The sequence below is a fragment of the Bacillus aerius genome (assembly GCF_029894105.1).
GTDB classification, from domain to species: Bacteria; Bacillota; Bacilli; order Bacillales; family Bacillaceae; genus Bacillus; species Bacillus altitudinis.
Genome location: NZ_JARYHO010000001.1, coordinates 1,561,601 through 1,573,365, shown reverse-complemented (window position 1 = coordinate 1,573,365; position 11,765 = coordinate 1,561,601). Strand labels below are relative to the sequence as shown.

At 40.6% G+C, this 11,765-nt stretch carries 13 protein-coding genes; all 13 read right to left on the bottom strand.

Annotation, left to right across the window (positions count from 1 at the left end; genetic code table 11):
* Positions 1-11 precede the first annotated feature (11 nt).
* A complete protein-coding gene (gene fliJ, locus M2353_RS08095; protein WP_024720352.1) occupies positions 12-455 on the bottom strand; it encodes a flagellar export protein FliJ in 444 nt (147 codons plus the stop codon).
* An 8-nt stretch (positions 456-463) separates the two neighbouring features.
* A complete protein-coding gene (fliI, locus tag M2353_RS08090) occupies positions 464-1,780 on the bottom strand; it encodes a flagellar protein export ATPase FliI (RefSeq protein ID WP_008344803.1) in 1,317 nt (438 codons plus the stop codon).
* Complete coding sequence (fliH, locus tag M2353_RS08085) at positions 1,777-2,541, bottom strand: flagellar assembly protein FliH (RefSeq protein WP_017367245.1); 765 nt, start codon at positions 2,539-2,541, stop codon at positions 1,777-1,779. Before fliH ends, fliI begins: the two co-directional genes overlap by 4 nt.
* Positions 2,534-3,550 carry a flagellar motor switch protein FliG gene (gene fliG / locus M2353_RS08080; RefSeq protein ID WP_008344808.1) on the bottom strand — a complete coding sequence of 339 codons (1,017 nt, stop codon included), beginning with the start codon at positions 3,548-3,550 and terminating at the stop codon, positions 2,534-2,536. The genes fliH and fliG overlap by 8 nt, the downstream gene beginning before the upstream one ends.
* Before the next feature lie 11 nt (positions 3,551-3,561).
* Positions 3,562-5,154, bottom strand: a complete 1,593-nt coding sequence (gene fliF, locus M2353_RS08075) for a flagellar basal-body MS-ring/collar protein FliF (RefSeq protein ID WP_017359091.1) — start codon at positions 5,152-5,154, stop codon at positions 3,562-3,564.
* 50 nt (positions 5,155-5,204) lie between these two features.
* Positions 5,205-5,522 carry a flagellar hook-basal body complex protein FliE gene (gene fliE, locus M2353_RS08070; protein ID WP_007499609.1) on the bottom strand — a complete coding sequence of 106 codons (318 nt, stop codon included), beginning with the start codon at positions 5,520-5,522 and terminating at the stop codon, positions 5,205-5,207.
* An 11-nt stretch (positions 5,523-5,533) separates the two neighbouring features.
* A complete protein-coding gene (flgC, locus tag M2353_RS08065; RefSeq protein WP_007499610.1) occupies positions 5,534-5,986 on the bottom strand; it encodes a flagellar basal body rod protein FlgC in 453 nt (150 codons plus the stop codon).
* Positions 5,986-6,375, bottom strand: coding sequence for a flagellar basal body rod protein FlgB (flgB, locus tag M2353_RS08060; RefSeq protein WP_017359092.1), 390 nt, complete (start codon positions 6,373-6,375; stop codon positions 5,986-5,988). Before flgB ends, flgC begins: the two co-directional genes overlap by 1 nt.
* A gap of 290 nt (positions 6,376-6,665) precedes the next feature.
* A complete protein-coding gene (gene codY / locus M2353_RS08055; RefSeq protein WP_007499612.1) occupies positions 6,666-7,445 on the bottom strand; it encodes a GTP-sensing pleiotropic transcriptional regulator CodY in 780 nt (259 codons plus the stop codon).
* Between the two features lie 34 nt (positions 7,446-7,479).
* A complete protein-coding gene (gene hslU / locus M2353_RS08050; RefSeq protein WP_008344818.1) occupies positions 7,480-8,880 on the bottom strand; it encodes an ATP-dependent protease ATPase subunit HslU in 1,401 nt (466 codons plus the stop codon).
* A 16-nt stretch (positions 8,881-8,896) separates the two neighbouring features.
* On the bottom strand, positions 8,897-9,442 hold the full coding sequence (gene hslV, locus M2353_RS08045; protein ID WP_007499614.1) for an ATP-dependent protease subunit HslV: 546 nt from the start codon (positions 9,440-9,442) through the stop codon (positions 8,897-8,899).
* A 14-nt stretch (positions 9,443-9,456) separates the two neighbouring features.
* Positions 9,457-10,374, bottom strand: a complete 918-nt coding sequence (gene xerC / locus M2353_RS08040; protein ID WP_039166693.1) for a tyrosine recombinase XerC — start codon at positions 10,372-10,374, stop codon at positions 9,457-9,459.
* 62 nt (positions 10,375-10,436) lie between these two features.
* Positions 10,437-11,741: an FADH(2)-oxidizing methylenetetrahydrofolate--tRNA-(uracil(54)-C(5))-methyltransferase TrmFO gene (gene trmFO, locus M2353_RS08035; protein WP_007499618.1), complete on the bottom strand. Its 1,305-nt coding sequence runs from the start codon at positions 11,739-11,741 to the stop codon at positions 10,437-10,439.
* Positions 11,742-11,765 lie beyond the last annotated feature (24 nt).

The following is an 11,765-nucleotide window of genomic DNA, read 5'->3' as shown; positions in this document are numbered from 1 at the left end:
CATCTCGACTCCTAATGTCCTTGAAACATGAATTGGCTGATAGAGATATCATCCATTTCTTTCATTTCAATTGCCTTATGTTCAAGGGAGAACTTTTCAAATTGCTTTTCTTTCATTTTTTCAAACTTTTTAAACTCAATATTTTTTTCAGTTAAATCAGATTGTTTTTCATTCATTTGATGGCGTTTCATGATCACAAGCTGCTGATAATGATGAATGGTGTTATCTAAGTTCGTCACAAATTGCTGATAATGACGCATTTCTTGAACACTCATCCCACTTCTCAGCTTTTCTTCTTTGCTCTTTTCCATTAGCTCTTTTTTACTCATATTTTCATAGAGTTTTTCAGCGGCTTGCTCAAATGCCGAAACGGATTGTTGATACGCTGCGAGTGATTTGTCTTTTTCACTTTCTTTCAATTCTAAGAGCTTTTGAAATTTGTATTGATATCTCACTGTTCTTGTCAATCCTCTCTATTCATCAAACTGAGCAATATCCTCACGCTGTCTTCAATCGATACAGCCTCTTCAACATCCTGCTTCAAAAATGAAATCAGTTGTGGGTAAGCTTGCATGGCCTCATCAATATCTTTAGAGGAGCCTTTTTTATATGCTCCAATGTTAATGAGGTCTTCAGCGTTTTGATATGTGGATAAAAGCTGGCGGAACCGGTTAGCCGCTTCCTTGTGATCATGACTTGCGATATTACTCATGACACGACTGATACTTTTCAGAATATTGACAGCTGGAAACTGTCCTTTGTTGGCCAGTGCACGATCAAGTACTATGTGGCCATCTAAAATCCCCCGCACTGTATCAGCGATCGGCTCATTCATATCGTCACCATCAACAAGCACTGTGTAAAACGCTGTGATGGAACCAAGTTGATTTGTACCAGTTCGTTCTAGCAATTTTGGCAGTATAGCGAACACTGAAGGCGTATATCCTTTTGTTGTTGGCGGTTCACCGGTTGCAAGTCCTATTTCGCGCTGTGCCATGGCGACCCTTGTGACAGAATCCATCATAAACATGACATTTTTGCCTCTGTCTCTGAAATATTCGGCAATAGCTGTTGCAGTATAGGCTGCTTTTAATCTTGTCAGTGCGGGCTGATCTGAAGTTGCGACAACAACAATCGAACGCTTCAGTCCTTCAGCTCCTAAATCTTTTTCGATAAACTCGCGAACTTCACGTCCACGCTCTCCAACAAGTGCAATGACATTGAGATCCGCTTCTGTCTGCTTGGCAATCATCCCCATCAAGGTACTTTTACCAACACCGCTTCCCGCGAATATGCCAATTCTTTGACCAGTGCCGACTGTGAGCAAGCTGTCGATCACTCTGACACCAACGCCCATTTTTTCACGAATAGGCGGTCTGTCCATCGGGTTTGGAGGAGATTGTTCTGTTGAGACAGGTGCAAGTCCTTTAGGAAGCATGCTGCCGTCCAGTGGATCACCGAAGGCATCAACAACCTGACCGATTAAACCAGTTCCTACTTTGACCTTTAACGACTCACCTGTTGCTTCAACAAGACTGCCTGGTGAGATGTTAGAGGCTTCTACATAGGGCATAAGCAGAATGTTTTCATCTTTAAAGCCAACGACTTCTGCTTTGATCGGATGATTCTTACTCCCTTTTTTGTGAATAAGACATACATCACCGATTGAGCTTTCTGGCCCCTTGGACTCGATCATCAGTCCAACAACTCGATTGACTTTACCAAAACGTTTATAAGGATCGGCGGTTTCAATCGTTTCTTTTAGCACATCTATGTTCATTTGTGATCACCTGAATCAATGACTTCTAATAACTTTTCTTTTAACTGATTCATTTGGGTATCAACGCTCGCTTCCACTTTTCCAAAGCTTGTTTCGACGTAACAAGTACCTTTTGGTGCTTTTTCATCCGAGTAAATGGCAAGATGTGTATTCTTTTGAAGGATTCTATTTAATTCATCTTTATATTCCATCACATGTTCGTAATGTGCAGGGTCGACATAGATGGAAATATCGTCATATTCCTTCACTTCTGAAATGACCTGCTTCACTAGCGTTAAAAATTGTTCTTTTGTGTCCTCAGCTGCATTCCATACTCGTTTAGCGAGCTCAAAGGCAAGTTCGACAATTTCTTCAGCAGAGCTTTCGATTTTCGCTTCATAGTCCTGCTTTGCAAGGCTGACAATGTCATTCGCTTGATCAAGAATCGATTGATACTGTAAATTCGCATCTGCTTCGCCCTTTTGAAAACCATCTTGATATCCTGTTTGTTTCGCTTCTTCAATGAGCTGTACTCTTTCTGCTTCAAAATCAGCTCGCCGCTGATTGATTTCAGCCATTGTTTGTTCCAGCTCACGATTTGCTTGTTCTAAAATACGGCTTGCTTCATCTTGTGCATCACTTAATACAAGTTGAGATGCTTCTGTCTCGTTGACAAGCTCTTCTTCGTGATGTTCTCTTTTGAATTCCACTTGCTGCAAGGGAATGGTTTGACGGCCTTGTTCAGGAATAACAGATGTTTCATGTTTGATAATCCTAGACAATGATATCGTCTCCTCCACCTCGAGCTATGACGATTTCTCCAGCCTCTTCAAGTCGTCTTACGATGCTGACAATACGAGTCTGTGCTTCCTCGACATCTCTAAGCCGGACAGGTCCCATAAACTCCATTTCTTCTTTGAACGTTTCGACCATACGTTGCGACATGTTGCGGAAGACAATTTCTTTGACTTCTTCGCTTGCCACTTTGAGTGCAAGTAGTAAATCGTCATTTTCAACATCTCGAATCACACGCTGAATGGCTCTGCTATCAAGAGTAACAATGTCTTCAAAGACAAACATACGTTTCTTAATTTCATCAGCAAGCTCAGGATCTTGAATTTCCAGTGTATCTAAAATGGTTTTCTCCGTTGCACGGTCTACACCATTCAGTACTTCGACTACCGCTTCGACTCCGCCCGTTTGGGTATAATCTTGCGTAAAGGTTGAAGAAAGCTTTTGTTCAAGAATACGTTCCACCTCATTGATGATCTCTGGAGATGTGCGGTCCATTAAAGCAATTCTTCTTGCAACCTCGGTTTGTACTTCCTCACCTAACTCAGATAAAATCTGTCCAGCCTGTACTGGATCTAAGTAGGAAAGAATGAGCGCAATGGTTTGTGGATGCTCGTGCTGGATAAAGTTTAAAATTTGCTCTGGGTCAGCCTTTCTAGCAAAATCAAATGGTTTCACTTGAAGTGAGGATGTTAAGCGATTTAAGATGCTGTCCGCTTTGTCCTCACCAAGCGCTTTTTCAAGCACTTGTCTTGCGTACATAAGGCCACCTTGTGATATGTAGTCCTGCGCGATGGCAATGCTGTGAAATTCTTCGATGATCTCATCTTTTTTAGCAGTATCTACACTTCTTACATTTGAAATTTCTAATGTTAATTTTTCTATTTCGTCTTCAGACAGATGTTTGTATACAGATGCTGACACGTCTAGCCCTAAGGAAATCATTAGGATTGCTGCTTTTTGTCTGCCTGTTAGTCGATTTGGATCTTTTCTCGACATGTGTATTCCTCCTAATCCTCGGACAGCCAGCTGCGTAGCAATTTAGCAAAGTCTTCTGGTTTATCTTTTGCCATTTTTTCAAGCTGATTTTTTCTCACCATTTCTTCTGTTTCTGGCTCAGTATCGATATCAGGAACATGAATTGGTGTACGTTCATCAAACTCAAACTCTTCTTCCTCTTCTTTTCTTCGCTTACGTACGAGAAGAATGATGAGAGCGATAATGGCGAGTAGTAGCACACCGCCAACAATATAAACCCAAATTGGAATATTGTTTGAAGGGTTTTCTGCTGCCGTTTGCTGTTTACCGTCTAATTTTGATACAGATAAAACGATTTTGTTATCTAAGTCAGCTTGAGTGAGCGCTTGACCGTTTGTGTATTCTTTATCAATCGATGTACTGATGATGGTTGAAAGAATTTTTTTGATATCATCCTGCCTTTCAGCAGTTAATGAGTTCGGATCGTTTGCAGTAGGCGGTTCAACCAGTGCCTGAATGCCAACGTCTCTGATTTTATAAGGACTTTCTTTGATATCTTTATGAATGCGGTTGACTTCATAATTGATACGATCTTCGCTCTTTTCGTAATCTCCGCTTCCATTCGTTCCATCGGCACCTTGATAATTTGTGACATCATCGTCACCTGTTCCAGCGGTGCCTCCAGCTGCTGCGCCATTGCCTGAATAAGTTTCAGCAATCTTTTCAGCGCTGACAGCAATTCCTTGCATGTTTTCTTGATCAACTGGTTCGACAAGATCTTCTTTTCTTTTTTCTTCAGTAAAATCAATGTCTGTAGTGACCGATACGGCAACTTTCTCTTGACCCATCATCGTTCCAAGTAGCTGTTGAATTTTTCGTTGAAGATTCTTTTCAATCTCCTCTTTTTTCTGCTGCTGTGCATCCATTCCACTTGCATAGGAATCTGAGCTGCTGTTTAAGTCATAGTAGTTGGAATCTTGGTCCATAATGACAATGTTTTCTGTTTTTAAATTCGGCACACTTTTTGAAATAAGATGATAAAGGCCTTTTACTTGTTGCTGAGTAAGCGTGTAGCCTGGTTGAACTTGCAGCACAATTGATGCTGATGCATTACTTTGCTCTTCTCCAACAAAAACGGAATCTTTTGGCAGGTTAATCATAACCTTTGAATCTTTAATCCCATCAATCGTGTTGATCAGATTGGATAGTTCTGTCTGAGTTGCGTCTACTTTCAGAACATCAAATTCATTATCTGTTAAACCGAAGCCGGAATTGTTCGCAAAGAAGGAGTAATCAATATTCCCTGTTTTAGGAAGTCCTTCTGATGCAAGTGTTACTTTTAAAGTGTCTGCTTGCTTTTCGGGAACTAAAATCGTCGTTCCGTTATTTGCAAGTTCCGATTTAACGTTTTTGCCATCCAGTTCCTGTTTGATTTGTCCTGCTTCTGCCTCAGACAAATCTCTAAACAACGGAACCATTTTTTCAGAAGAAGCAAAGATGCTAACAACCGTAATAATGATTGCTAGGGCAGCTACGCCGCCAATCATGAGTATTTTTTGTAATTTTGATCGATTTCGCCAAAACTCAACTGTTTTTGTTCTTAATTGCATTAAAGTACGATTCATCTTAACCCCCGGTCATTCCATTCAGTCTATTTTTTGTCCACCAGCACCTCCTACATCTGCATTCTCATAATCTCTTGGTACGCTTCGACTGCTTTATTCCGAAACTCGGTTGCAGCTGTGAGTGTCACACTCGCTTTTTGTGAAGCAATCATGACTTCATCGAGATTGACATCTTTCCCTTGTGCGAGAGCATTCGTATACTGGTCTGATTTCAGCTGTGATTGATTTAATGCCTCAATGGAATTCTTCAGCACATCAGAGAAATTCGTTTGACTTTTAGGTGCAGCCGCCTGCACAGACGATGCATTCGTCAATTCACTTGCTTGCTGAGCGGTTTGAAGCTGGAAAGGAGATATTGCGTTAACCAATTCTTTTCACCTTACTTTCCTATTTCTAAAGCTTTCATCAGCATGCTTTTATTCGCATTCAGCGCAGTCACGTTTGCTTCATATGATCTTGAGCTGCTGATGAGATCAACCATTTCCTTTAATGGATCAACGTTTGGTGTTTGAACATATCCATTTTCATTGGCATCGGGATTTGTAGGATCATATTGAAGGTTGAATGGAGTTTCGTCTTCAGTAATTTTTGTTACTTTGACGCCGTTTCCTAATTTGCCGCTCGAATTCATGCTTGAGTTCAATATAGATGAAAATGATTCACCTGACGGCTGTAATGTGACGAGCTTGCGTCTATAAGGCTCCCACTTGCCATCAACCTGTTTAGCTCTTGTTGTATCCATATTCGCAAGGTTAGAGGATACAACGTCCATTCTGAGCCTCTGTGCTGTTAATGCTGAGGCCGAAGCGTTCACGCCTGAAAAAATCGACATCACTTACCTCCTGTCAAAACTGTTTTAAGAGAATTGAACTTTCCGCTCATTCTTTCAACCAACGCATTATACTGAATTTGGTTTTTAGCGAGTTCACTCATCTCTTGATCAATATCGACATTATTTCCGTTTTCTTGATAAGAAGTACGGTTACTCGAAACAACTGAATAATTAGACCCTGTTTTAGAAAAATCAATGTGACCTTGGTATGTTTTTTTAGCATCTAATTTGATTGACGCATCATTTAGCATGTCGTGGAATGCAACTTTTTTAGACTTGTAGTTCGGTGTGTCTATATTCGCGATATTATTGCTTATGACTTTTTGCTTAACATTCGCTCTGCCCAAGGCATTCTCAAGGTTGCTTATCGTTCCAGAAAATATATCCAAAACCATATACCTCCAATCATATGTATTTCATTCCATTTAATCATGTCGAGATTTGTAAAACCATATGTTCATTGTAAGAAATAATAGGATTAAAGTCTATGATGTAATTGTAAAAAAAACTCGTAATATATATCTATTTTACGAATAGGTATAAAGACCTAGATTCAAAGAACTACAGAATTGTAAGGGGTTTCTTGGAAAAAAGAGTGTCATTTTTCGGACAAATCCTCATTTTTTATACAAAAAAACCCTTTTCAGCGTTTATTTCGGCCGAAAAGGGTTTTTTTTGATTAGTGAGATTTTAAATTTTCAAGTTCAATTAAAAATTTGTTGTTTAATACTTTGATGTATGTTCCCTTCATTCCAAGAGAACGAGATTCAATAACGCCTGCACTTTCTAATTTACGAAGTGCGTTTACGATCACTGAACGAGTGATTCCTACACGGTCAGCAATCTTACTTGCCACAAGTAGCCCTTCGTTTCCATCAAGTTCTTCAAAGATATGCTCAATCGCTTCAAGCTCACTATATGAAAGAGAGCTGATTGCCATTTGAACAACCGCTTTACTTCTTGCTTCTTCTTCAATTTCTTCCGCTTTCTCGCGAAGAATCTCCATTCCAACAACTGTTGCGCCGTATTCAGCAAGAATTAAATCATCATCTGTGAATGTATCTTGCAAACGAGAAAGGATTAACGTCCCTAAGCGGTCTCCGCCTCCGATGATTGGTACAATCGTTGTCAAACCTGATTGGAATAAATCACGGTTCTCAATTGGGAAAGCTGTGTACTCACTGTTGATGTCAAGGTTTGAAGATGTTTCAGGGACATTGAATAAGCTTTTTGTATATTCTTCAGGGAACTGACGATCTTCCAGCATTTTTTTCATACGTGCATTTTCAATCTGCTGGTTAATGGAGTAGCCAAGAAGTTTCCCTCTTCTGCTTAATACGAAAATGTTTGAATCAATGACATCTCTCAATGTTTCTGCCATCTCTTTAAAATTAACCGGCTTCCCCGCTGCATCTTGCAGCATCGAGTTAATAATCCTTGTTTTTTGTAGTAACGCCATAATAATGATCCTCCTAGATTACTTTATTCATTTGTTAAAGTATAAATTGACTTAAGTCTTTATTATTTGCAATCTTTCCTAGCTTCTCTTCTACATACTGAGGGGTAATGGTCACTGTTTCCATTGTAATATCAGGCGCCTCAAATGAGAGCTCTTCAAGCAGCTTCTCAAGTATGGTGTGAAGCCTTCTTGCACCGATGTTATCCGTCTCCTGATTGACGTGATAAGCCACTTCGGCAATCTTATGAATAGCATCGTCAGAAAATTCAAGAGATATACCTTCTGTTTCAAGTAAAGCCTTATATTGCTTTAATAACGCGTTATCTGGTTCCGTTAAGATTTTCACAAAGTCTTCTATACTTAATTTATCTAATTCTACACGGATTGGAAAGCGCCCTTGAAGCTCTGGAATCAAATCCGAGGGTTTCGCCATATGAAAAGCGCCTGCTGCTACAAATAGAACATGATCTGTTTTCACAGCCCCATACTTCGTCATCACAGTGGAACCTTCTACAATCGGTAAAATATCACGTTGAACCCCTTCACGAGAAACATCTGCAGACGATGCACCACCGCTTTTGGCAATTTTATCGATCTCATCGATAAAGATTATTCCTTGCTGCTCTGCTTTTTGCACGGCTTCCTGACCGACTTCATCCATATCAATCAGTTTTGAAGCTTCCTCAGCAGTTAACGCTTTTCTCGCTTCTCTGACGGTCAGCTTTCTGCGTTTTTTCTTTTTAGGCATGAGATTGCTAAGCGCATCCTGCATGTTCATACCCATTTGCTCCATACCCGAGCCTTGAAGCATATCAAACATGGAAGGCTGCTGCTCTTCGACTTCAATCGTGACGTAATGGTCTTCAAGTTCACCCATCGCCAGCTGGTGCGCAATGCGTTTTCTCGTCGATTCAAGCTCTACTTCTTCACTTGAGTGATCTCGATCACTTTCATCAGCATCAGAACCACCAAACAGCATCTCAAAAGGATTTTTCACAGACTGACTTTTTTTCTTTCCAGGAACAAGTAGATGAACAAGCCGTTTGTTTGCTTGTTTTTCCGCTTCTTCTTGAACATCCTTCATTTTTTCTTCTTTGACTAGTCTGATTGCTGTTTCCACTAAATCTCTGACCATTGATTCTACGTCACGTCCGACATATCCAACTTCAGTAAACTTCGTCGCTTCCACTTTAATGAAAGGTGCACCAGAAATCCTTGCAATTCTGCGGGCAATTTCTGTTTTCCCCACACCTGTCGGACCAATCATTAAGATGTTTTTAGGAACGACTTCATCCTTTAGCTTATCATGTAAAAGACTTCTTCTGTAACGGTTTCTTAAAGCCACCGCCACTGCTTTTTTCGCATCAAGCTGACCAATAATGTACTGATCGAGCTTTTCAACTATCTCTCTTGGGGTGAACGGCTTTTTCTCCATACGTCTCATGTCCTTTCTATTCAAGCTCTTCTAAAGTGATTTGATCGTTCGTGTAGACACAGATTTCTCCGGCCGTTTCAAGAGCCGCCTTTGCAATCTCACGAGCTGAGAGATGGTCACCTGCATGTTTTTTGAGTGCTCTACCGGCGCTAAGCGCGTAGTTACCGCCTGACCCGATAGCCAAAATGCCATCGTCTGGCTCGATGACCTCTCCTGTTCCAGATACGAGCAGGATGCTTTCTTTATTCATGACGATCAGCATGGCCTCAAGCTGTCTGAGCATCTTGTCACTTCGCCATTCTTTCGCCAGTTCTACAGCTGCTCGTTTTAGGTTACCACCGTATTCTTCAAGCTTCGTTTCAAACTTCTCAAAGAGTGTAAATGCATCTGCAACTGAACCAGCAAAACCTGCGAGTACTTTGCCTCCGAAAAGACGGCGCACTTTTTTTGCTGTGTGTTTCATAACGACAGCCTGCCCAAAAGTGACTTGACCGTCTCCAGCCATCGCACTTTTTCCTTTATGTTGAACGGCAAAGATTGTGGTTGCATGAAATGATGACATGAAAAAACCTCCTTTTAGGATCGTTTAAAAGCCCTTGGGTGATGAGACATGTACGTTTTTCTTAAAGAATCTTTTGATACATGTGTGTACACCTGTGTTGATGATAAATTTGAGTGACCGAGAAGTTCTTGAACACTTCTTAAATCCGCTCCCTCGTTTAAAAGATGCGTAGCAAAGGTGTGCCTTAACATGTGAGGATGGATATGTAATGTGCCAGACGCCTTTTTCATTAATTCAGTTAGAATGAATCGAACGCCTCTGTCTGTAAGAGGAGCTCCGCGCTGATTCAAAAACACATGTGAATCAGCACGATCCTTTCCCTTCACTTTCAGCTTCTGCCTTCCATCCTCTAAATATGTGGAGAGCGCTTCATGTGCATAAGAGCCGAAAGGTACATACCGTTGTTTGCTACCTTTCCCATGAACAAGCACTGTATCCATCGATAAATCAAGATCAGATTCTTTTAATGAACATAACTCACTGACCCTCATACCTGTTGCATAAAGAAGTTCTAAAATGGCTTGATTTCTTTGACCAAGCGGTGTATTTACATCAGAAACTGTAAATAGCTCTTTTAGCTCCTCTTCATACAAAAATGAAGGAATTCGCTTATCCTGCTTTGGTAAGCTAACGAGTAAAAAAGGATTTTCTTTCACAAGCTGTTCTCTTAATAAAAATTTATAAAAGCTGCGAAGTGCAGAGACTTTCTTACTAATCGTTCTTCTTGTAAGGCCTTTTTCATAAGCTTCTGTTAAATAAATTCTCGTATCTTGATAGGATACCTCTTCAAAACCGTCTATTCCTTGAATGTTCATAAATCTGACAAACTCTTCAATCGCCTCAGTATAACCCGAGATCGTTAAAGCTGAATAGTTCTTTTCAATCTGCAAATATTCAATGAATAAGTGGACAAGACGCTGTTTCTCTGTCATTTTTACACCTCTTTAAGGCTTTTAAATGGTATCACATATCTTGCTTCCCGTGCAATGTTTTACTACAGAGATTTCGAAATAGTTTGAATAGTTTCGATTGCGCGTTTAGCGTACTCTGCATAGCGCTCTTGTTTGTTTTTAATTCGAACGCCAAGATCTTTCAGCAAGCCAAAGTTTGCATTCATCGGCTGGAAGCTTTTCTTGTTTGTTGATGTGATGTAGTAAGCCATACTGCCAATCGCTGTTTCTTCTGGAAGTGTCACAAGCTCTTCTCCTTTAACAAAACGAGCTGCGTTGATTCCAGCCACTAGTCCTGAAGCCGCGGACTCAACATATCCTTCAACACCAGTCATTTGTCCGGCAAAGAATAAGTCGTCTCTATTTTTAAATTGATATGTCGGTTTTAGAAGGCTTGGCGAGTTAATAAATGTATTACGGTGCATCACACCATAGCGAACAATCTCTGCCTCTTCAAGACCTGGGATCAAACGGAATACTTCCTTTTGATCGCCCCATTTTAGATGTGTTTGGAACCCAACAATATTATATAAAGTACCTGCTGCATCATCCTGTCTTAATTGAACAACAGCGTAAGGTCTTTTTCCTGTTTTTGGATCTTCAAGTCCAACTGGTTTCATCGGGCCAAACAACATGGTTTTTTTCCCTCTTTTGGCCATGACTTCAATGGGCATACAGCCTTCGAAGAAGATTTCTTTTTCGAACTCTTTTAACGGCACAGTTTCAGCAGAAATGAGCGCCTCATAAAAACGATCGAATTCTTCTTCTGTCATCGGACAGTTTAAATAAGCCGCTTCCCCTTTATCATAACGTGATTTCAAGTACACTTTATCCATATCGATGCTGTCTTTCTCGAGGATCGGCGCTGCTGCATCGTAGAAATATAAATACTCTTCACCTGTTAAGGATTTTAATTCTTTTGAAAGTGCTTCTGATGTTAGAGGACCCGTTGCGATAATCGTCGGACCTTCTGGAATGCTTTGCACTTCTTCTTGAAAGACCGTCACATTCGGGTGATTTTTCACGCGGTCTGTGACGTTAGCTGCAAATTCATGACGATCTACTGCAAGCGCTCCACCAGCAGGAACCGAGCTTTCATCTGCTGCTGCGATGATTGCTGAATCTAAATGACGCATTTCTTCCTTTAGTACACCTACTGCGTTTGTTAAAGCGTTCGCACGCAATGAGTTACTGCATACGAGCTCCGCAAATTTATCAGTGTGGTGAGCTGGTGTTTGTTTGACAGGTCTCATTTCATACAGATGAACTTTAATTCCGCGCTTGGCAATTTGCCAAGCCGCTTCACTTCCTGCTAAACCTGCTCCGATCACATTTACAAATTGACTCATTGTACAACTCTCCTATTTCGTAAG

Bases quoted from the DNA above. Each gene is read 5' to 3' on its own strand.
- codY (WP_007499612.1), bottom strand. From the start codon at position 7,445: ATGGCGTTACTACAAAAAACAAGGATTATTAACTCGATGCTGCAAGAT.
- flgC (WP_007499610.1), bottom strand. From the start codon at position 5,986: ATGTCGATTTTTTCAGGCGTGAACGCTTCGGCCTCAGCATTAACAGCA.
- fliI (WP_008344803.1), bottom strand. From the start codon at position 1,780: ATGAACATAGATGTGCTAAAAGAAACGATTGAAACCGCCGATCCTTAT.
- hslV (WP_007499614.1), bottom strand. From the start codon at position 9,442: ATGTCATCATTTCATGCAACCACAATCTTTGCCGTTCAACATAAAGGA.
- trmFO (WP_007499618.1), bottom strand. From the start codon at position 11,741: ATGAGTCAATTTGTAAATGTGATCGGAGCAGGTTTAGCAGGAAGTGAA.
- xerC (WP_039166693.1), bottom strand. From the start codon at position 10,374: ATGACAGAGAAACAGCGTCTTGTCCACTTATTCATTGAATATTTGCAG.
- fliG (WP_008344808.1), bottom strand. From the start codon at position 3,550: ATGTCGAGAAAAGATCCAAATCGACTAACAGGCAGACAAAAAGCAGCA.
- fliF (WP_017359091.1), bottom strand. From the start codon at position 5,154: ATGAATCGTACTTTAATGCAATTAAGAACAAAAACAGTTGAGTTTTGG.
- hslU (WP_008344818.1), bottom strand. From the start codon at position 8,880: ATGGAGAAAAAGCCGTTCACCCCAAGAGAGATAGTTGAAAAGCTCGAT.